Annotated in this window: 20 protein-coding genes; 7 read left to right on the top strand and 13 right to left on the bottom strand. The window is 72.3% G+C overall.

Going from position 1 to position 20,629, the window contains the following annotated elements:
- The first annotated feature begins 208 nt into the window (after window positions 1–208).
- The 4 genes from EIY87_RS23915 to EIY87_RS23900 are packed head-to-tail and all read left to right on the top strand — an operon-like array spanning window position 209 to window position 5,954.
- Complete coding sequence (locus EIY87_RS23915) at window positions 209–1,861, top strand: AMP-binding protein (RefSeq protein ID WP_125311964.1); 1,653 nt, start codon at window positions 209–211, stop codon at window positions 1,859–1,861.
- A complete protein-coding gene (locus EIY87_RS23910; protein ID WP_125311962.1) occupies window positions 1,861–2,829 on the top strand; it encodes a phosphotriesterase family protein in 969 nt (322 codons plus the stop codon). The genes EIY87_RS23915 and EIY87_RS23910 overlap by 1 nt, the downstream gene beginning before the upstream one ends.
- A gap of 42 nt (window positions 2,830–2,871) precedes the next feature.
- Complete coding sequence (locus tag EIY87_RS23905; RefSeq protein ID WP_125311960.1) at window positions 2,872–3,495, top strand: TetR/AcrR family transcriptional regulator; 624 nt, start codon at window positions 2,872–2,874, stop codon at window positions 3,493–3,495.
- Window positions 3,492–5,954 carry a translocation/assembly module TamB domain-containing protein gene (locus EIY87_RS23900; RefSeq protein WP_125311958.1) on the top strand — a complete coding sequence of 821 codons (2,463 nt, stop codon included), beginning with the start codon at window positions 3,492–3,494 and terminating at the stop codon, window positions 5,952–5,954. The genes EIY87_RS23905 and EIY87_RS23900 overlap by 4 nt, the downstream gene beginning before the upstream one ends.
- 277 nt (window positions 5,955–6,231) lie before the next feature.
- Here EIY87_RS23900 and EIY87_RS23895 read toward each other — a convergent pair whose 3' ends face one another.
- Entirely contained in the window at window positions 6,232–6,888 is a 657-nt protein-coding gene (locus EIY87_RS23895; RefSeq protein ID WP_318531898.1) for a TetR family transcriptional regulator, read from the bottom strand.
- 73 nt (window positions 6,889–6,961) lie between these two features.
- Here EIY87_RS23895 and EIY87_RS23890 point away from each other — a divergent pair, with 73 nt between their 5' ends.
- Window positions 6,962–7,441 (top strand): SRPBCC family protein, encoded by a 480-nt coding sequence (locus EIY87_RS23890; RefSeq protein ID WP_125311956.1) that lies wholly within the window; start codon window positions 6,962–6,964, stop codon window positions 7,439–7,441.
- On the opposite strand, the gene EIY87_RS23885 is transcribed toward EIY87_RS23890, so the two are convergent.
- The 4 genes from EIY87_RS23885 to EIY87_RS23870 form a co-directional block, all read right to left on the bottom strand.
- Window positions 7,404–8,291 carry an alpha/beta fold hydrolase gene (locus EIY87_RS23885; RefSeq protein ID WP_125311953.1) on the bottom strand — a complete coding sequence of 296 codons (888 nt, stop codon included), beginning with the start codon at window positions 8,289–8,291 and terminating at the stop codon, window positions 7,404–7,406. The genes EIY87_RS23890 and EIY87_RS23885 overlap by 38 nt on opposite strands.
- Before the next feature lie 136 nt (window positions 8,292–8,427).
- On the bottom strand, window positions 8,428–9,048 hold the full coding sequence (locus EIY87_RS23880) for a hypothetical protein (protein WP_125311951.1): 621 nt from the start codon (window positions 9,046–9,048) through the stop codon (window positions 8,428–8,430).
- Between the two features lie 173 nt (window positions 9,049–9,221).
- Window positions 9,222–9,872 carry a response regulator transcription factor gene (locus tag EIY87_RS23875; RefSeq protein WP_191984243.1) on the bottom strand — a complete coding sequence of 217 codons (651 nt, stop codon included), beginning with the start codon at window positions 9,870–9,872 and terminating at the stop codon, window positions 9,222–9,224.
- Window positions 9,857–10,897, bottom strand: coding sequence for a hypothetical protein (locus EIY87_RS23870; protein WP_125311948.1), 1,041 nt, complete (start codon window positions 10,895–10,897; stop codon window positions 9,857–9,859). Before EIY87_RS23870 ends, EIY87_RS23875 begins: the two co-directional genes overlap by 16 nt.
- 337 nt (window positions 10,898–11,234) lie before the next feature.
- On the opposite strand from EIY87_RS23870, the gene EIY87_RS47725 reads away from it, so the two are divergent.
- A complete protein-coding gene (locus EIY87_RS47725) occupies window positions 11,235–11,372 on the top strand; it encodes a hypothetical protein (protein ID WP_158641346.1) in 138 nt (45 codons plus the stop codon).
- Window positions 11,373–11,423: 51 nt separating this feature from the next.
- Here EIY87_RS47725 and EIY87_RS23860 read toward each other — a convergent pair whose 3' ends face one another.
- From EIY87_RS23860 to EIY87_RS23825, 8 genes are all read right to left on the bottom strand, one after another.
- Entirely contained in the window at window positions 11,424–12,530 is a 1,107-nt protein-coding gene (locus EIY87_RS23860) for a sensor histidine kinase (protein ID WP_125311943.1), read from the bottom strand.
- Window positions 12,531–12,638: 108 nt separating this feature from the next.
- Window positions 12,639–13,733: an acyl-CoA dehydrogenase family protein gene (locus EIY87_RS23855; protein WP_125311941.1), complete on the bottom strand. Its 1,095-nt coding sequence runs from the start codon at window positions 13,731–13,733 to the stop codon at window positions 12,639–12,641.
- A complete protein-coding gene (locus tag EIY87_RS23850; protein WP_125311939.1) occupies window positions 13,730–14,914 on the bottom strand; it encodes an acyl-CoA dehydrogenase family protein in 1,185 nt (394 codons plus the stop codon). The genes EIY87_RS23855 and EIY87_RS23850 overlap by 4 nt, the downstream gene beginning before the upstream one ends.
- On the bottom strand, window positions 14,911–16,134 hold the full coding sequence (locus EIY87_RS23845; protein ID WP_125311937.1) for an acyl-CoA dehydrogenase family protein: 1,224 nt from the start codon (window positions 16,132–16,134) through the stop codon (window positions 14,911–14,913). The genes EIY87_RS23850 and EIY87_RS23845 overlap by 4 nt, the downstream gene beginning before the upstream one ends.
- Window positions 16,135–17,160, bottom strand: coding sequence for a phosphotransferase family protein (locus tag EIY87_RS23840; protein ID WP_125311935.1), 1,026 nt, complete (start codon window positions 17,158–17,160; stop codon window positions 16,135–16,137).
- Window positions 17,161–17,292: 132 nt separating this feature from the next.
- On the bottom strand, window positions 17,293–17,745 hold the full coding sequence (locus EIY87_RS23835; RefSeq protein WP_125311933.1) for a MaoC family dehydratase: 453 nt from the start codon (window positions 17,743–17,745) through the stop codon (window positions 17,293–17,295).
- Window positions 17,746–17,750: 5 nt separating this feature from the next.
- Window positions 17,751–18,512: a 3-oxoacyl-ACP reductase FabG gene (gene fabG, locus EIY87_RS23830; protein WP_125311930.1), complete on the bottom strand. Its 762-nt coding sequence runs from the start codon at window positions 18,510–18,512 to the stop codon at window positions 17,751–17,753.
- A gap of 112 nt (window positions 18,513–18,624) precedes the next feature.
- Window positions 18,625–19,587, bottom strand: coding sequence for an NADP-dependent oxidoreductase (locus tag EIY87_RS23825; protein ID WP_125311927.1), 963 nt, complete (start codon window positions 19,585–19,587; stop codon window positions 18,625–18,627).
- 90 nt (window positions 19,588–19,677) lie between these two features.
- Here EIY87_RS23825 and EIY87_RS23820 point away from each other — a divergent pair, with 90 nt between their 5' ends.
- Entirely contained in the window at window positions 19,678–20,265 is a 588-nt protein-coding gene (locus EIY87_RS23820) for a TetR/AcrR family transcriptional regulator (protein ID WP_125312242.1), read from the top strand.
- Window positions 20,266–20,629: the final 364 nt, after the last annotated feature.

The following is a 20,629-nucleotide window of genomic DNA, read 5'->3' as shown; positions in this document are numbered from 1 at the left end:
CGCGAAAGCCATCGTGGCGGCTCCACCAGGCAGTTGTCCAGTGCGAAGCGGTAAACGGAGAGATTCTGAACCATTCCGAACCGGCGTACGTATTCAGCGGTGAAAGGCGAGTTCTGCATTTCCCGCTCGCGTCCGGGGCTTGACGCGGACCACGGTCGCCTCCTAGCGTCGACATACCGACCGGTCGGTGTCCAAGGGAGGTCACTGGATGAGCTGGTACGACGCGAAGCCCTGGCTCGCGAGCTACGACGAACGGGTGCGGGACGCGGGACCGGCGGAGCCGACGACGCTGCCTGAAGCGTTCCGCCGCGCCGTGGACCACGTCCCCGACCGGACGGCCGTCGCGTACTTCGACGCGCGGCTGAGCTACCGGGACGTCGACCGGCTTTCCGACGGCGTCGCGCGTTACCTGACCAGCAACGGCTTCGCCCGCGGCGACCGGCTCGCCCTGGTGCTGCAGAACATCCCGCAGTTCGTCATCGCGCTGCTCGGCGCGTGGAAGGCCGGCGGAATCGTCGTCCCGGTCAACCCGATGTACCGCGAGCGCGAACTGACCCACGTCCTCTCCGACGCCGGCGTCAAGGCGATCGTCTGCTCGCAGCGCGGCTGGAACGCCTACATCGCGAAGACCGTCGAGGGCAGCGGCGTCGAAATCTCGCTCACCACCAGCGAACTCGAGTTCCAGACCCGCGACGACGAGCGCGTGCTGGCCAAGGTCGAAAAGGAAGAGACGCCCGGCGCCGTCGAACTCCTCGAAGCCGCGAACACGCCGGGGGAGAAGCCACCGGAGCCCGCGTTCGCGCTCGGCGACACCGCCCTGATCAGCTACACCTCCGGCACCAGCGGCACGCCGAAGGGCGCCACCAACACCCACGGCAACATCGGCACCAACGCCGCCGGGCTCGGCTCGTTCAGCGGCCTGCCCGCCGGCTCGACGCTGTTCGGGCTCGCCCCGCTGTTCCACATCACCGGCATGGTCTGCGAACTCGGCTCCGCGATCGACATCGAGGGCACCCTCGCACTGGCCTACCGCTTCGACCCCGGGGTCGTGCTCGACGCGTTCCTGGAACACCAGCCGTCCTACACGGTCGGGCCGTCCACGGCGTACATGGCGCTGATGGCCCACCCGTCCTTCAGCCGCGACCACTTCGCGTCGTTCGAGCTGCTGTACTCCGGCGGCGCCGCGCTGCCGCCCGCGGTCGTCGAAGCGTTCCGCGCGAAGACCGGGCACTACATCCACAACGGCTACGGCCTCACCGAGACCAGTGCTGGCTGCGTCGTCGTCCCCGGGACGCTCGAAGCGCCGATCGACCCGGCGTCGGGCACCATCTCGATCGGCCTGCCGGTGCCGGAGACGATCGTGCGGATCCTCGGCGAGGACGGCGACGAGCTGCCGTTCGGGCAGCCGGGGGAGATCGCCGTCGAGGGCCCGATGGTCGTCCCCGGCTACTGGAACCGGCCGGACGCCACCGCCGAAGCCCTGCCCGGCGGGCGGCTGCTCACCGGCGACATCGGGTTCATGGACGAGCGCGGCTGGGTCTACGTCGTCGACCGCAAGAAGGACATGATCAACGCGTCCGGCTTCAAGGTCTGGCCGCGCGAGGTCGAAGACGTCCTCTACACGCACCCGGCCGTCCGCGAAGCCGCCGTCGTCGGGATCGCCGACGAGTACCGCGGCGAGACCGTCAAGGCCTACGTCAGCCCCGCGCCGGGTGCCGACGCCGATCCGGCGGAACTCGTGGCGTGGTGCAAGGAACGGCTCGCCGCCTACAAGTACCCGCGCACCGTCGTGGTGCTCGACGAACTGCCGAAGACCACCAGCGGCAAGATCCTCCGCCGCGAACTGCGAGCGAGGGGCTGATGGTCGAGACCGTCCGCGGCGCGATCGCGCCGGAAGCGCTGGGCCGGGTGCTGATGCACGAACACCTCTTCGTGCTCAGCCCCGAATTCGCCGAGAACTACCCGGAGCACGAAGGGTTCCGCGAGGACGAGCACGTCCCCGAGGCGATCCGGCGGCTCAAGGAGCTGAAGGAAGCCGGGATCGACACGATCGTCGACCCGACGGTGATCGGGCTCGGCCGGTACATCCCGCGCGTGCAGCGGGTCGCCGCCGAGGCCGAGGTCAACATCGTCGTCGCGACCGGGCTCTACACCTACAACGACGTGCCGCACTACCTGCACTTCCGCGGGCCCGGCACGCTGCTGCAGGGCGAGGACCCGCTCGTCGGGATGTTCGTCGGGGACATCCGGGACGGGATCGCGGGCACCGGCGTCAAGGCCGGGCTGCTCAAGTGCGCCACCGACGAACCCGGCGTCACGCCCGGCGTCGAACGCGTGCTGCGCGCGGTGGCCAAGGCGCACGCCGAGACCGGCACGCCGATCATGACGCACACGCACGCCGACACGCGGCGCGGGCTGGAGCAGCAGAACGTCTTCGAGGACGAGGGCGTCGACCTGAGCCGGGTGCTGATCGGGCACTCCGGCGACTCGACGGACCTCGGGTACCTCACCGAGCTCGCCGACCGCGGGTCGCTGCTCGGGATGGACCGGTTCGGGCTGGACCTGCTGCTGCCGTTCGAGGAGCGGGTGGCCACCGTCGCGGCGATGTGCGAGCGCGGGTACGCGGGCAGCATGGTGCTCTCGCACGACGCGTCCTGCTACATCGACTGGCTGCCCGCCGAGCAGCTGCCCGTGCTCACGCCGAACTGGCACTACCTGCACATCACCCGGGACGTGCTGCCCGCGCTGCGGGAGCGCGGGGTGTCCGAAACGGACATCACGACGATGCTCGTGGACAACCCCCGGCGGTTCCTGGCCGGGGAGTCCTGAGCCGTTATCCTGTGCGTTCGACTGCGGAGAGGGGGTCTTGCCGTGACCCGAGCGAGCACCCGGAAACCGGGCGAGGCGACCGGGGACGACCAGGCCGCCGTGCCCCGGCGGCTGCTGGAGCACGCCACGAAACTCTTCGCGAAGAAGGGTTTCGACCGCACGTCGGTCCAGGAGATCGTCGAGGCCGCGGGCGTCACCAAGGGCGCGATGTACCACTACTTCGACTCCAAGGACGACCTGCTCTACGAGATCTACGCCCGTGTCCTGCGCGAGCAGACCCGCCAGCTGGAGAGCGTCGCCGACTCCGGCGCGCCGCTGCGGGAACGGCTCGCCGCCGCCGCGTCCGACGTCGTCGTGTCCAGCATCGACAACCTCGACGACAACACGATCTTCCTGCAGTCCATGCACCAGCTGTCCCCGGACAAGCGCAAGGCGGTGCGCGCCGAGCGCCGCAAGTACCACGAGCGCTTCCGCGCCCTGGTCGAAGAGGGCCAGGCGTCAGGGGAGTTCCGCACGGACAAGCCGGCCGACGTCGTCGTCGACTTCTTCTTCGGCTCGGTGCACCACCTGGGTTCGTGGTACCGGCGCGGCGGTCCGCTGACCGCCCGCCAGATCGGCGACCACTACTCGGACCTGCTGCTCGACGCGCTGCGCCCGCCCGGGTGACCGATTTTCCGCCGCTCCCGGTGCTCGGCAAGCTGACGCCGGCCGAGCGTGAACTGATCGAGGCCGCGCGGCGCGGCGACGTGGTGACGCCGGACGCGCCCGTCCGGGCCGAGGTGCTGCGGGAGCTGCTGCTCGGCCGCCGCGGTCCGCTCGACCCGCTGGGCGTCCGCGTCGAAGGCGCCCGGATCGCCGGGACGCTGAACCTCGACCTCGTCGAAGCCGAGGTCGGCCTCGCCCTGACCGGGTGCGTGGTCGTCAACCCGGTCAGCGTGCGGCGCGCCCGGCTGCCGTGGCTCGACCTGTCCGGCAGCCGGATCGCCGGGTTCGACGGCGACGGCGTCCGGCTCGAGCACGACCTGCACCTCACCGGCGTGCGCGCGACCGGCTCCGGCGAGTACGGCGCGATCTGCCTGCGGGACGCCCGGATCGGCGGCCGCGCCGACCTCGGCGACGCGGAGGTGACCAGCGAAGACGGGCCCGCGGTGTACCTCGACGGGCTTTCGGGCGCCGCACTGCGGTGCGCGGGACTGCGCGCGGCCGGCGACGGCGGGCTGGGCGCGGTCCGCCTGCTCAACGCGCAGGTCACCGGCCAGGTCAGCTTCGACGACGCCGTGCTCACCAACTGGGACGGCCCCGCGCTGCACGCCGACGGCCTCGTCGCGGCCGGCGACGTCCGGCTGACGTCGGCGAAGATCACCGGTGCCGGCGAAGACGGGGCGCTGCGCCTGATCGGCGCCCGGATCGGTGGCGAAGCGAACCTCACCGACGCCGTCCTGACCAACGAAACCGGACCCGCGCTCGAGGCCGATCGCCTCCACGCCGGCGATCTGCGGCTCGACGGCGCCACGGCCGTCGCGGCCGCCGAAGACGCGGCGATCAGCCTGCTCGGGGCACGGATCGAGGGTCAGTTCAACGCCGGCGCCGCGGTGGTGGTCAACCGCCGCGGCCGGGGACTCAGCGCCGACGGCATGCACGTCCTCGACAGCTTCCACGCCGACGGCCTGAAGGCGCGGGCGTCGGGGGAGTACGGCGCGCTCTGCCTGCTCAGCGCGCACATCACCGGCAACCTCTACCTCGACGGCGCCGAGCTGGCCAACGACACCGGCGCGGCGTTGAGCGGCGACCGGCTCGACGTCGGCGGCAACTTCAGCGCCGACGAGCTGACCGCGGACGGGTCCGGGGAACCGGGCACGGTCCGCCTGCTCGGCGCCCGGATCGGCGGCCGGCTGGACCTCGGCGGCGCGCGCCTGACCAACGACGCGAGCCCGGCGCTGTACGCCGACGGCCTGCACGTCGGCGGCAACCTCGCGCTGCCGGGCGCGAAGGTCACCGGCGCGGGCGAGGAGGGCGCGGTCCGGCTGCACGGCGCCGTGGTCACCGGCCAGCTGCAGGCCGACGGCGCCGAACTGGCGAACGCGTCCGGGCCGGCGTTGGTCGCGGACACTTCTCGCGTGGGGAATTACCTCGACTTCACCGGCCTGAAGGCGACTGCTTCGACGACGTGGGCCGCGGTGAGCGTGTCCGGCGTGCGGGCCGACGGTCACGTCAGCTTCGACGAGGCCGTGCTCACGAACGACGAGGGACCGGCACTGCAGGCTGACCGGTGCCACGTCGCGGAAAGCCTGTCGCTGAAGGGGATCCGGGCGACCGGCGCCGGTGAGGAGGCCACGCTCCGGCTGCTCGACGCGCACGTGACCGGCCAGCTGCTCCTCCTCGACGCCGAGCTGCGGCAGTCCGACGGCGGAACCGTGCTGAGCCTGGAGGGCGCCGTCGTCGAGGGAGCGGTGTTCCTCGCCGCGGCCACCGTGTGCGCGAAACCGGTGCGCGGCCCGCACCCGGGCACGATCGACCTCGACGGCTTCCGCTTCGGCGCGCTCGGCGCGGCGACCTGGCAGGAGTGGCTGCACCTGATCCGCTGGCACACGGCGGACTACCGGCCCGGGCCGTACCAGCGGCTGGCCGCGGCCGAACGCGCGTCGGGCCACGACGGCTCCGCCCGGCACGTCCTGATCGCCCAGCAGCGCGACCTCCAGCGCTGGGCCCCCGAAGGCATCGGCGGCTGGCCTGCTCGCCGGTTCCACTGGCTGTGGGGCGCCCTGGCGGGCTACGGCTACCGAGCCCGCCGCACGGCGGCGGCGTTGCTCCTGGCGGTGATCGCCGCCGGCGGCCTCGGCCTCTGGGCGGGCCAGGTGACCGAGGGCGGCCACCACGCTGCCGAGCGCGTCGCGGATTTCACGGCCACGACCGGCACGCGGTGCACGACGGTGGAGCTGATCGGGGTCGGGCTGGACCGCGGGCTGCCGCTGTCGCCGGGGGTGCGGGGGCGGTGCGATCTCAACACCGGTCTGGACGCGGGCCAGGTGTTCACGGTGGCGATCTGGGCGGTCCAGGCGGCGATCTGGGCGTTGGCGACGCTCGCGCTGGTCGGGTACACGGGCCTGGTGCGCAAGACCGGCTAGGGGGCGGTGCGATCCGGTGGGCCGGTGGGCTCTGCTGGTTGGGGCGGTCCGTGGCGGCGGCTCGCGGGATGGGGGGCTGAGCTGGTCGGCTGCGCGGAGGCGGTGCGGAAGACCGGCTAGGGCGGTGCGGGCGGGTGGGCCGATGGGCTCCGCCGGTCGGGGCGGTCCGTGGCCGGTCAGGCTGGTCCTGGCGAGCCGGGCGCTCGCGGGGTCGGTCGGCCGCACCGGCCTGGTGCGCTAGGCCGAACAGGCCGGTGCGGCCGGTGGGCTCCGCCGGTCAGCGCTCTCCGAAGCCCGCCAGGCCCGTCTCGGCGAGCCGGGCCGCGCGGCGGACCTCCTCCGTCACGGCGTCGATCGCCTCCGCCAGAGGCCTGCCAGGACGCAAATGGGTCCGCAGGGCGCGGAACTGCACCCGCCACAAACCGACGAGCGTGGCCGCGGCGAGCTGCGGCTCGGGGTCGTCGGGGTGCTGCCCGGTGCGGGTGGCGAGCACCTCGGCCGCGACGTCGGCGAACCGGTCGGCGACGTCGCTCCGGTACGCGCGCAGCGAGGGCGTGCTCCGGATCAGGTCGCCGAACTGCCGGTACCGCGCCAGCGCGCGGTCGGTGTCGGTGTCGGCGGCAAGCTGTTCGACCAGGCCGTCCAGTTCGTCGTCGAGGACCGCCAGCATGCCGCTGACCGGGGGCAGCGCCGGGTCCGCCAGGTGCGCGCGCACCGCGTCGGCCATCGCCGCCAACCGGTCCAGGAGCAGTGCCTCCTTGCTCGGGAAGTAGTTGAAGACGGTCTTCTCGGAAACCCCGCACGCGGCGCCCACGTCGGCCACCCGGACGGCGTCGAAGCCGCGTTCGAGGAACATCCGCGTGGCGGTTTCGGCGAGCTGCCGGCGCATCGCCTGCTTCTTGCGCTCGCGCAGCCCGGCTTCCGTGGTGGTCACCGGCCCAGCTTACTTCAGCCGCCAGAAAAGTTCTGCTACTGTAAAATTACAGTCACTGAAGCAGGAGGCCGCCGTGTCCGAAATCCGCATCGTCCGGGACTACCCGCACTCACCCCTGAAGGTCTGGCGGGCACTGACCGACCCCGCCCTGATCCCCCGCTGGACCTCGACCGGAAAGGGGGCTCGCGCCGTCGGTTTCCGGCCGGTGGCCGGCACCCGGTTCCAGTTCGTGGCGAAGCCGATGCCCGGCTGGCGGGGGATCGTCGACTGCGAGGTGCTGGAAGTCCGCGAGCGGGAACTGCTGCGCTACACCTGGGTCGGCGCGGAGGGGGAGGAGCCCAGCGAGGTCCGCTACCTGCTGGAGCCCGTCGCGACGGGGACCCGGTTCACCTACCACCACACCGGGTTCGCCGGCGTCGGCGGCTTCTTCATGGCCAAGGTGCTCGGCGCGGTCCGGCGCAAGATGCTCACCACCGGGCTGCCCGCCCTGCTCGCCGAGCTCGACGAGAACGGGGTCAGTGCCGCCCGAGGTGGTCCAGCAGCAGGGCGATGACCTCGTCGGGGGCCTCCATCGCCATCCACTGGCTGGCACCGTCGAGGATCTGGAACCGGTACTCGGCGTCGATGTGGTGCACGGTCAGCTCCGCGGCACTCTGGCCGAGGTACGGGTCCTCGCGCCCCCAGACGTAGAGCGTCGGCACCGTGATCCGGCCCGCCGGGATGTCGAAATCGTCGTCGGTGGCGCCGCGGTACCAATTCAACGTCGCGGTCAGCGCGCCCGGTTCCGAAAGGCGCGCGACGGAACGTTCGACGATTTCGACCGGAATCCGCCCGCTGTAAACAGCGCGTAATTGCGCGGCTTCGTCGCGTAAGAGGTATTTCTCGGCTTTGCCGACGCCGCGCCGGAAGAACCGGATGTAGCCGAGGTCGTGGAACTGCCCGTCGTCGGTCGCGGCCGCGCGCCGCAGCGCCGCCGGGTGCGGGGTGGAGAGCACCGTCAGCGACCGCAGCCGCTCCGGGTGCGCGGTGGCGAGCGCCCACGCGATCATGCCGCCCCAGTCGCGGGCGACCAGGTGGAACCGCTCCGCGCCCTGGCTGCCGGCGAAGGCGAGGGCGTCGCCGACCAGCTGGTCGATGGTGTAGTGCTCGACGCCGTCCGGCCGCGCGCCCGCCGCGTACCCGCGCTGGTCGACCGCCACCGCGCGGTAGCCGGCCTCGCCGAGCGCGTGCAGCTGCTCGGTCCAGGCGTCGGCGAACTCGGGCCAGCCGTGCAGGAAGAGCGCGAACTCGCCGTCCGGCGGCCCCGCCGCGAGCGCGCTGTGCCGCCGATCGCCGACGGCGATCGTCAATTCTTCCAGCGCGCCGGGCGCCCCGGTATCCGTCGGTGCGACGGCGAATTCCATGGCGCCAAGGCTAGAACGGGGCCGCCTGGAGAGCTACGGGGAGAAGGGCAGTTTTGCCACCCTTTTGCCTCCCACGTGGCCTGGCTCACAGAATTTTCGCTCAGCTGAGCGAAAATTCCGTGAGCCAGGGGGTGGCTCAGTTCTTCCAGACCACCGGGGACTTGTCGTAGCCGTCGCCCTTGTCGAAGGTCGCCGCTTCCACCGTCGAACCCTCGCGGGCGCCCTGCAGCGTGCAGGTCTCGAACTTGGCGCCCGCCGTCTTGAAGTCCTTCCCCGCGGTTTCGGACTTGCAGCTGTCGGTGCTGCCGGTGATGATCACGCCGGTCGAGCGGCCGTCGGCGCCGAGGGCGCGCAGGTTCACCGAGGCGTACGACAGGTCGGCGCCGTCGACGTTCTCGACCGTCGCGCGCAGGTAGTACGGCGTGATGCCCTTGGCCTTGTCGCCGTACTTCGCCAGGTCCGCGTTCGCGCCCTTGTCGATCGCCGTGACGGTGATCGCGATGGTGCCGGACTTGTTCGTGCCGTACTTGAACGGGACCACCGCGCGCTCGCCGACCTTCAGTTCGGTGCCGGGCTTGGTGACGTCGCCCGCCGGGGCGGCCGCGGCCGTCGACGACTCGGTGGCGGCCGGCGACGGGGCGGCCGAGGTCCCGGACGGCGTGGCGGGAGTCGCCTGGCCGGACTCGCCACCGCACGCGGAAAGCAGGAAGGCGGCGCCGATGGCGGCGAGCAGGGCGGTGGTGCGGACGTGCTTCATGGATCTCCTCGTACAGCCCGCCGGACGGGTTCCGGCGGGGCGGAGCCGGAGCGCCGCGGCCGGCCCCCAGGACAGTCGCGGCAACCCGGCGGGGCGCCCTCGCGGCTCCGTCAGCGGGACGCTAACCCGGATGCCGCAGCGGCGGTATGGGCTGTTCGTACCACACGAGGGGTTCAGAGATCATCGACTCCGATGAGGCCGTCCTGGATGGCACGCGCGACGAGCGCGGCCTTTGTCGGCGCCTCCCTGCCGATGCGTGCGTACTTGACGCGGATCCGTTCGAGGTGCGAATTCACCGTGCTGGGTGATATCCCGAGGCGGAGCGCGACGAACTCCTTCGACTCGGACTGGAACCACTCGACGAGCACCTCGGCCTCGCGCGCCGAGAGCGCGGGCCGCGTCTCCGACCGGTCCCCGGCGAGCGCCCCGGCCAGCGACGGCGGTGTGTAGGACCGGTCCTGCGCCGCGGCCCGCGTCGCCTCCACCAGGTGATCGGCGCCTTCGGCCTTGGTCAGGTAGCAGAGCGCGCCGAGTTCGAGGCACTGCAGCGCGACGTCGTCGTCCGCGCGCATCGAGTAGACGACGACCCGGCGCCCGGCCTCGGCGAGCCGCCGCAGGTCGCCGAACGCCGGCGCGGGGCCGCCGAGGTGCAGGTCGAAGATGACCACGTCGGCGGTCGCGCCCGCGCCCAGCCAGGCGGCCTTGACGTCCTCGCCGTCCGCGACGACGTCGATCGGCGGGTCGCCGGCGGCCAGCCAGTACGCCACGCCGGCGCGCACCGCCGGGTGGTCGTCGACCACGACGGCCGTCACTCGGGTCGCCACCGCGCCTCCATCCAGGTCTGTCCGTCCCGGGAGTGGGACGCGACGGGGACCGCTGCCGATCCCTCGATTTCGGCGGAACCGTCCGCGACGACCGCGACGCGGACGAGCTCGGGCGTGCGCAGGACGCTCACCCGCGCCCGCGTCCGGGCGGCGGTCAGCGCGGCGAGCACGGGCCCGGTCAGTTCGCGGCGCACCGGAGCAGGCACGTCCACGGGATCGCCGCTGACGGCGAGCGCGACCGCCACCCCGCGCCGCTCGGCGACGTCGAGGCAGGCCGTGACTTCGTGCACGAGCGGATCGGGCACGTCGTCGTTCTCCGCGAAGAGCCGCCGCAACTGCGCGGCGGCGAGCGCGCACCGGGCGCGGGCTTCGGCGGTGCGGGGATCGACAGTCCCGTCGGCGAGCCCGGCCAGCAGCGGCAGGGTGGCCCCGAGCTGCTCGGCGAACCCGGTCCGCAGCGCGTACCCGGCCTGCGCGGCGACGGCGGCCCGGGTGGCGAGCCGCTCCCGCTCGGCCCCCGCGGCGGCGGCTTCCCCCGCCCGCCGGTCGAGCAGCTCGATCAGCCCGGCGACGGCGAGCTGGAAGACGGTCACCCCGAACACCACGATGGCGGCGTCCCCGAGTTCGGTCCGCGCGACGGGCCCGGCGAGCAGGAACTGGGCAACACCGGCGGCGGTGTGCACGGCGAGCGCGCCCAGCAACGCGGGCATCCGGCCGGCGAGCAGCACCAGCAGGTGCCAGCCGACGAGCCCGAACGACCAGTGCGGCTCGCGGAAGAAGGAACCGGGCGGAAGGGCGGCGGTCGCCACGACGGAGGCGCTGATCACGACCAGGGTGCCGACGACGGAGACGGCGAGCGGGAGCGGCTTGCGGCGCAGCACCCACCAGCCACAGGTGGCGGTGACGGCGGCGAGAACGACGAAGGCGAGGTTCTCGGCGAGGGCCGGGCGGTAGGCGGCTTGGTGGTGGAGGAGGGGAGCGAGGCTGAGCACGGGCTGGATGACGGCGGTGACACCGAGCAGCACGACCCGGACGGCCGCGGCGAGCCGGACAGCGGGTTCGGCGGGGAGTGGCTGCGGTGCTGCGGGGGTGGCCGGCGCGGCGTGGGGTTGCTGCGGTGGGGCGGCGGCGGTTGGCGGGAGTGGTTTGGCGTGGGGTTGCCGTGGTGGGGCGGCGGCGGTTGGCGGGAGTGGTTTGGCGTGGGGTTGCCGTGGTGGGGCGGCGGCGGTTGGCGGCAGTGGTTTGGCGTGGGGCTGTTGCGGTGGGGCGGTGGTCGGCGGGAGTGGTTTGGCGTGGGGCTGCCGTAGTGAAGCGGGCCGGGTAGCTGGCTCGGCCGGCGGTTCGGCAGGCTGCCGTGGTGGCGTGGCGGTGGCCGCGGGCTGGTCCGCCGGTTCGGCGGGGAGCAGTCTCGGCGCGGCGGTGGTCGCCGGCTCGGCCGCTGGTTCGGCGGAGTGCCGCTGTGGACCGGCGGCGGCCGGCTCGGCCGGCGGTGCGGCGTGAGGCCGTTGCGGTGGGGCGGCGGCCGTCGGCTGGAGCGGTTCGGCTGGTGTGTCAGGCATGCGCCCGCCTCGGCGCCGCCGGTTCCTCGGCCGACCACCGCAGCGTCACCGTCGTCCCCGCCCCAGGCCGTGACGCCACTTCCGCCGTACCGCCCGCCGCGCGCATCCGCTCCACCACCGAGCCCCGCACGCCTCGGCGGGACAACGGCACCTCCGCCGGCTCGAAGCCGACGCCCCCGTCCGCCACCGTCACCGAGACCCCACCCGGCACCGGGGCCAGCCGCAGCGTCACCGACTCCGCGCCCGAGTGGCGTTCGGCGTTGCGCAAAGCCTCCTCCGCCGCCCGCACCAGCGCGAGTGCTGCCGAAGCCGGGACTTGCGGGACCGGCTCCCACTCCGCGACGACCGGCAGCGTCCGCCCCGTCGACACCATCCGCAGCCCGGCTTCGAGGTCGACCGGGCCTTCGGCGCCGGTGAGGATGGCCAGGTCGTGGGCCGCGTAACCGGCGACCGCCGCCGGGTCGGTCGTGGCGCCCGAGGCGACCGCCAGGAACGTGGCCGATGCCGTGTCGTGCAGCAGCGCCAGGTACTCCCGCTCGCGGCGACGGCGGTCGCGGCTGAGGGCCGCCGCCTGCTCGACCGCCGCCTGTTCGGCGCGGGCGGCGTCCGTCCGGGCGGCCGCGCGGGCCAGGAGCACGTACGCCAGGCGCGCGAGCACCGTCTCCACGACCACCCGCGCCACCACCGGCAGCCACGGACCGACCCCCGCGATGGTGACGAGAAGCGCCACCAGCGCCGGCGCGGTGAGCCGCGGCGGGTGCTCCCACTGCCACGTGATCGCGGTGATCGTCAGGACGTTGAGTGCCCACTGGCTCGCCTCGCCGGGCACCGGCGTGAGCCACGGCTGAGCGGCGCACACCGCCCCCGCCCGCAGCACCGACAGCGCGAACGACGTGCGCGGCCCCGCCAGGACGTCGGCGACACCCGCGCCGAACGTCACCGCGAGCAGCGCGAACGCCAGCGGGAGCGCGCCGCCGGGGGTGGCGACGACGCCGAAGACGCCGATGATCCCGGTCGCGACGGCGCGGGCCGGGCCGGCGAACTGGGTGACCGAAGCGTGGAGCTGGGATTCCACCGAGCCGGCCGGGCTGGTGGTCATCGCGCTCCCGGGGAACGGCGGAAATCGGTCAGCCCGTTTCTACCACGCCGTTAAGGCCACCTTACGGGCGTCAGACGCCCGTAAGGTGGCCTTAACGGCATTCTGGGGTCAGGCGGGAAGGTTCACCAGGTCCGCCAGGCGGGCGCGGTGCTTGCCGGGCGTGCCCAGCGCGAGTTCGTCGGCCTTGGCGCGCTTCAGGTACAGGTGCGCCGGGTGCTCCCACGTCATCCCGATGCCGCCGTGCAGCTGGATCGCCTCCTCGACGGCGCGCACCGCGATCGGCGCGTTGCGGGCCTGGGCGACGGCGACCGAGATCGGCACGTCGGTGGCCGTGGCCAGTGCGTCCGCCGCGTTGCGGGCCGCCGCGCGGGCGAGGACCAGGTCCGTGTACAGGTTCGCCAGCCGGTGCTTCAGCGACTGGAACCCGCCGACCGGGCGGCCGAACTGGTAGCGGCCCTTGAGGTACGCCACCGTTTCGGTGAGGGCCCACTCGGCGACCCCCGTCTGCTCCGAGGCGAGGATGCCCGCGCCGAACAGCAGGGCCTGCTCCAGCGCCGCGGCCGCTTCGGGACCGGACGCGACCAGCTCGGCCGGCGCGTCCGAAAGCGACACGTCGGCCACGCGCCGGGTCAGGTCGAACGAGATCAGCTCCGACACCGTCGCGTCCGCCGCGGAGACGACGTACAGCGCGGGTCCGTCCGGCCCCGCGGCCGGGACGACCAGCAGGTCCGCCACCGACGCGTCGGCGACGGTCCCCACCCGCCCGCTCAACTTGCCTTCGGGCGACGCGGTCACCGACGACGGGAAGCCCGCGCCCGGCGCCGTCGTCAGCGGGACGGCCAGCGCGCCGATCGCCTGCCCCGCCGCCAGCTTGCCGACGAAGTCGCGGGCACCGACGGCCACCAGCGCCGTCGTCGCCAGCACGACGCTGCCCAGGAACGGCACCGGCGCCACGCTGCGGCCCAGCTCCTCGGCCACGACGGCGACCTCCCGGGCCGACGCGCCGTGGCCGCCCAGCTCCTCGGGTACCGCGAGCCCGGCCACGCCGACCTCCTCGGCCAGCGTGCGCCACAGCTTGAGGTCGTAGCCCTCGGCCGTCTCGACGCGCGCGAGCAGGGCCTCGGCCGAAGCCTTGTCCTTCAGCAGGTCCCGGACCGAAGCGCGCAGGTCTTCCTCGACGTCCGAATACAGCAGGTCAGTCATCGGGGGAGGTCCTTCCAGGCGACGTCCTTGTCGACACGCGGCTCCGAGGGCAGCCCCAGCACGCGCTCGGCGATGATGTTGCGCAGGACCTCCGAGGTGCCGCCCTCGATGGAGTTGCCCTTCGCGCGCAGGTAGCGGTAACCGGCTTCGCGGCCGGTGAAGTCCACGATCGCCGGGCGGCGGAACGACCAGTCGTCGTAGGTCAGGCCTTCTTCACCGAGCAGCTCGACCTCGAGGCCGGTGAGCGCCTGGTTCAGCTCGGAGAACGCGACCTTCATGGCCGAACCCTCGGGCCCGGGCGCGCCCGCCGTCAGCTGCTGGCGGAGCCGGGTTCCGGCCAGCCGCAGCGTTTCCGCCTCGACCCAGCGCTGCACCAGCCGGTCGCGCAGCTCCGGCGTGCGCAGCTCCGGCCGCTCGCGCCACGTCTTCGCGACGATCCCGATCAGCCCGCCCTCGCGCGGCTGGACGTGCCCGCCGATCGCGACGCGCTCGTTCATCAGCGTCGTCTGCGCGACCTTCCAGCCCTCGCCGACCGCGCCGAGGCGCCGGCTGTCCGGGATCCGGACCTCGGTCAGGAAGACCTCGTTGAACTCGGCCTCACCGGTGATCTGGCGCAGCGGCCGGACCTCGACGCCGGGCGCGGTCATGTCGCACAGGAAGTACGTCATGCCCTGGTGCTTCGGCACGTCCGGGTCGGTGCGCGTCACCAGGATCGCCCACTGCGACTCGTGCGCGCCCGACGTCCACACCTTCTGGCCGGTGACGATCCAGTCGTCGCCGTCGCGGACGGCGCGGGTGCCCAGCGCGGCCAGGTCGGAGCCGGCGCCGGGCTCGGAGAACAGCTGGCACCACACCTCCTCGCCGGTCCACAGTGGACGCAGGTAGCGCTCGCGCTGCTCCGGCGTGCCGAAGGCGAGGATGGTCGGCGCGGCCATGCCGAGGCCGATGCCGATCCGGCGCGGGTTGTTGTCCGGGGCGCCGGCGTCCGCGAACACACCGTCCACAACGGACTGCAGGGCGCGCGGCGCGTTCTGCCCGCCCAGGCCGGCGGGGAAGTGGATCCACGCGAGCCCGGCGTCGAACCGGGCCCGCAGGAACTCCAGGCGGTCGGTCGACGCGGGGTCGTGCGCGGCGAGGAACTCGGTCGCCTGGCGGGTCAGGTCTTCGGCGGTGACAGTCACTTCGCGCCCTCCGAGAGGTACTTCTTCAGCTCACGCCGGGCCAGGGACCGCTTGTGGACCTCGTCCGGCCCGTCGGCCAGGCGCAGGGTGCGGTTCCCGGCCCACATGGCGGCCAGCGGGAAGTCCTGGCTGACGCCGCCCGCGCCGTGCACCTGCACGGCCTTGTCGAGGATCCATTCGACGGTGATCGGCGTCGAGATCTTGATCGCCTGGATCTCGGTGTGCGCGCCCTGGTTGCCGACGGTGTCCATCAGCCACGCGGTCTTGAGCACCAGCAGCCGCTGCTGCTCGATCTTCACGCGCGACTCGGCGATCCAGTCCTGCACGACGCCCTGCTGCGCGATCGGCTTGCCGAACGCCTCGCGCGAGATGGCGCGCCGGCACATCAGTTCCAGCGCCCGCTCGGCCATGCCGATGGCGCGCATGCAGTGGTGGATCCGGCCCGGCCCGAGCCGGGCCTGGGCGATGGCGAACCCGTCGCCCTCACCGGCGATGAGGTTCTCGACCGGCACGCGGACGTCTTCGAACAGCACCTCGGCGTGGCCGCCGTGGTCGCTGTCGTCGTAGCCGAAGACGTGCATGCCGCGCTTGACCGTCAGGCCCGGGGTGTCGCGGGGGACCAGGATCATGCTCTGCTGCTTGTGCGGCGCGGCGTCCGGGTCGGTCTTGCCCATCACGATGAAGATCTGGCACGCGGGGTTCATCGCGCCGGAGATGTACCACTTGCGGCCGTTGATGACGTATTCGTCGCCGTCGCGCCGGATCGCGGTCTCGATGTTGCGGGCGTCGGAGGAGGCGACGTCCGGCTCGGTCATCGCGAACGCGGAGCGGATTTCGCCGTTCAGCAACGGTTCCAGCCACTGCTTCTTCTGGTCGTCGTTGCCGAACATGGCCAGCACTTCCATGTTCCCGGTGTCCGGCGCCGCGCAGTTGAGCGCGGTCGGGGCGAGCCGGATGCTGCGGCCGGTGATCTCCGCCAGCGGCGCGTACTGGAGGTTCGTCAGGCCCGCGCCGTGGTCGCCGGGGAGGAAGAAGTTCCACAGGCCGCGCTTGCGGGCCTCGGCCTTCAGCTCCTCGACGACCGGCGGGATGGCCCACGGGTCGTCGCGTTCGGCGAGCTGCCGCTCGAACACCGGCTCGGCGGGGTAGATGTGCGAGTCCATGAACTCGAGGAGCTTCCCGCGCAGCTCCTCGGTCTTCTCGTCGAACGCGAAGTCCATTTACTTCTCCTCTTTGAGAATCTCGTTGCCGTGCGAGATGAGCAGCGGGACACCGGCCCCGACGCCTTCGAAGCCCGCGCCGACCGTCTTGCCCTGCGTGTAGCGGTAGTGGATGCCTTCCAGGATCACGGCCAGCTTGAAGAACGCGAAGCTGACGTACCAGTTCAGCTGCGAGACGTCCCGCCCCGAACGTTCGGCGTAGCGCTGAACGACCTCGTCGGTCGACGGGTAGCCGGGCGCGGAGCTGGCGTTGGAGACGAACTGCAGCGACACCTTGTCGCGCTCGGCGTAGGCCACCAGCAGCGCGAGGTCGGTCAGCGGGTCGCCCAGCGTCGACATCTCCCAGTCGAGCACCGCGGAGATCCTGTCATGCTTGTCGACCAGGACGTTGTCCAGGCGGTAGTCGCCGTGGATGATCGACGGCTTCCCGGACACCGGCACCGCCGCGGCGAGCCGGTCGTGCAGTTCCTCGATGCCCTCGAGGTCGCGGCTGCGCGAGGCGTCGAGCTGCTTCTTCCACCGCCGCAGCTGCCGCTCGAGGAAGCCTTCCGGGCGGCCGAAGTCGCCGAGCCCGGCCGCGGCCGGGTCGACGGCGTGCAGGTCGACGAGCGTGTCGACCAGCGCGTCGGCGATCACCCGGGTGCGGTCTTCGCCGAGCCGCGCCAGCTCGTCCGCGGTCCGGTAGGGCGTGCCCTCGACGAAGCTCATGACGTAGAACTGCGCCCCGATGACGTCCGCGTCCTCGCAGAGCAGGATCGCTTCGGGCACCGGCACGGCGGTGTCGCGCAGGCCGGAGATGACCCGGAACTCGCGGGTCATGTCGTGCGCGGTGGGCAGCACGTGCCCGAGCGGCGGGCGGCGCACCACCCAGCGCGACCGGCCGTCGCCGACCACGTAGGTGAGGTTCGACCGGCCGCCCTCCACGACGTCCGCGGTCAGCTCCCCGGTGACCAGGCCGGGCCGGTGCTCGTCCAGGTGGGCGCGCAGGCGGCCCAGGTCGAGGCCCGGCGGATCGGTCGGGTTCATGCAGTCTCCTCTTCGTCGAAGGGAGCATACCGACTAGTCGGTATGACGTACAGAGACCAGCGGGAAGCGTCACTTTCACGTGAAAGCGCCGCTTTGTGGCGCAAAGCGTAGCTTTCACGTGAAAGCGGCGGGTCAGGCGAGGAACCGCGTCACCCATTCGGCGACGCACGCGGGCTTCGCTTCGCCGTCGATCTCGACCGTCCACTTCGACACCGCCTGCTTGCCGCCCGGGATGTCGGTGACCTCCACCAGCTCGGCCCCGGCGCGCACCTTCGAGCCGACCTTCACCGGCTGCGGGAAGCGGACCTTGTTGAGGCCGTAGTTGATGCCCATCTTGATGCCGTTGACCTTGTAGATCTTCGGGCCGAACGCCGAGAGCAGCGACAGCGTCAGGAAGCCGTGGGCGATGGTGCCGCCGAATGGGCCCGCGGCCGCCATCGGCTCGTCGACGTGGATCCACTGGTGGTCGTCGGTGGCGTCGGCGAACTGGTTGACCCGCTCCTGGGTGACCGTCAGCCACTCGCTGTACCCGAGGTGCTCGCCGACCGCGGCGGCGAAGGCGTCGAGGTTGTCGAATTCGCGCACGCTGCTCAGTCCTTCGGTCCGCCGGCGACGTAGATGACCTGGCCGGACACGAACCCGGCCCCCTCGCTGACCAGGAACGACGCCAGGTTGGCGATGTCGTCCGGCGTGCCGACGCGCTGCACCGGGATCTGCGACGCGGCCGCGGCCTTGAAGTCCTCGAAGCTCATGCCGAGCCGTTCGGCGGTCGCCGCGGTCATGTCGGTGGCGATGAAGCCCGGCGCGATCGCGTTCGCGGTGACGTTGAACTTGCCCAGCTCGATGGCGAGCGTCTTGGTGAAGCCCTGCATGCCGGCCTTCGCCGCGGAGTAGTTGACCTGGCCGCGGTTGCCCAGCGCCGACGTGCTCGACAGGTTGACGATCCGGCCGTACTTCTCCTGCGTCATGTACTTCTGCACCGCGCGGGTCATCAGGAAGGAGCCCTTGAGGTGCACGCCGAGCACGGAATCCCAGTCCTGCTCGGTCATCTTGAAGATCAGGTTGTCGCGGGTGATCCCGGCGTTGTTGATCAGCACGACGGGCGGGCCGAGCTCGTCGGCCACCCGGCTGACGGCCGCCTCGACCTGCTCGGCGTCACTGACGTCCAGCGCGACACCGACGGCCTTGCCACCCTTCGCGACGATCGCCTCGGCGCCCTGCTTGACACCGGCCTCGTCCAGGTCCAGCAGCGCGACGGCGAAACCGTCGTCGGCCAGCCGCGCGGCCACGGCGGCGCCGATGCCGCGGCCGGCACCGGTGACCACGGCGACACGGGAAGGGGAATCGGTCACGGGGGACCTCCTCGTCGTTGAGAAACGGGCTCGTTGCCCGCGAGCCTACTAAGCGGTTGCTTTTTTGGCGATACGCGGGAGGAATCCCCGGTGGGGTGCAGCCACGCGCAGATCATAGCGACGGGCCCGCGCCGGCCGGGTCGAGCTGGAGATCGATGACGACCTTGCCCCGCACGTGCCGGCCGGCCTGGAGCTCGACCGCGCGCCGGATCTGCTCGATCGGGAACCCCGCCGCGATGGGCACCCGCAGCCGGCCGGCCGCGACCAGCCGGGCGATCTCCGGCAGCGCACCGGAAGGAGCGTTGGCCCCGTTGGCCGCCGTCACGCCGTCGACCTGCGTGGCGATGGTGCAGATGCGACCGTCCGGAACGCCGAGTTCCCTCGCGACGTGCACGGTTTCCACCCCGTGCAGGTCGACGGCAGCGGTGACACCGCCGAGGGCTCGGACCCGGTCGGCCAGGCCGTCGCCGTACACGACCGGCTCGGCTCCCAGTTCGCGGAGGTAACCGGCCGACCCCGCCGACCCGGTCCCGATCACCCGCGCCCCGGCGATCCGCGCCAGCTGCACGGCGAACACCCCGACCCCACCGGCCGCCCCGCCGATCAGCACCGTGTCGTCCGGGCCCGGCCCGACCGCGGCGAGGGCGGCGGACGCCGTGCGCCCCGCGATCGCGAGGGTGGCGGCGGTGCGATCGTCGACGCCGTCGGGCGTGCGGTAGGCCTCGTTGGCCGCGACCTCCCCAGCCGCGTCGGCCACCACGAAGTCGGCGGCCGCGCGGGACAGCGCGCTCCCGAACACCCGGTCCCCGGCCGCGAACCCGGTCACCCCGGCACCGACCTGGTCGACGACGCCCGCGTAGTCGGTCCCGAACCCCGCCGGCAGGCTCAGCCCGAACCGGGCGGCAGTGTCGGCGTCGGCGGTCATGATCCAGTCCATCGGGTTGAGCCCGGCCGCGGTCACCCGCACCCGAACCTGCCCCGGGCCGGCTTGCGGCGCGGGCACTTCCCGGACGTCCAGGACTTCGGGCCCGCCGAACGCGTCGAGCCGGACGGCCCTGCTCCTGTGCTCCTGCATCACCTGTCTCCTCCGGACTCGAAACGGACTATGCTCCGTTTATCTGACCCTAACACAACCGGAGCGTGATCCGTTTTGACCGAGGCGCCGATGCGCGCGGACGCGACCCGCAACCGCGACCAGCTGCTCGCAGTGGCCACCCGCATGTTCGCGGCAGCGGACACCGAGCCCTCGATGCGAGCGATCGCCCGCGAGGCCGGCGTCGGCATCGCCACGCTCTACCGCCACTTCCCGACCCGCGAGTCCCTGGTCGACGCGGTCTACCGCGACCAGGTCGAGCGGCTGACAACAGGCGCCCGCGAGCTCCTCGGCCGGCTGCCGCCGGCTGCGGCGATGCGCCGCTGGATGGACCTGTTCGGCGACTGGATCGCGACCAAGAACGGCATGCTCGACACGCTGCTGGCCATGATCGAGTCCGGCGAGATCGCCCACGCCCAAACCCGCACGGAGCTACTGGCGGCCATCACCGAACTCCTGGAAGCCGGAAACGAGGCAGGCGACCTCCGCGCCGACGTCAGCGCGGAGGACATCGCAGCGTCCCTGATCGGAATCTTCACGGTAGCCCCCCGCCCCGAGCACGAAGCCAAAGCGGCCCGCCTGCTGAACCTCTTGATGGACGGCCTACGCAACGCGCACCGGTCGAACACCAAGGAGCCGGGTGGTCATCCCGTCGCCTGAGGCCGTCAAATCACTTTGAGCCGGGCCCGCAACCGGCATACCAACGTGAGAGAACTACGCAAGCTTGCGGGCCCGGCTCAAAGTGATAGGCCTCGATCAGGCGGCGGGATGACCACCCAGCGGCCCACGTCTCAGACGGGAGATGGCCGCGAAACCCGTGGTCATCCCGGAGCCTGCCCGTCCGGTGAGGACATTCTTTTCTGCCCCGCGCAAGGAAGCGGGTCCGACCTCCCCCGCCCTCCGGTTGGATTTTCAGCCGCCGCCCGGGTTTGTCAAGGCGGGAAAGCGTGCCTTGACAAACCCGGCCGTCGGCTGAAAGGAAGGCTGGGGAGGAGGGCGGGGGAGGTCTGGTGACGTCGTGGTC

This window comes from Amycolatopsis eburnea, from assembly GCF_003937945.1.
Classification (GTDB): Bacteria; Actinomycetota; Actinomycetes; order Mycobacteriales; family Pseudonocardiaceae; genus Amycolatopsis; species Amycolatopsis eburnea.
This window is presented reverse-complemented; position numbering and strand designations above follow the sequence as displayed.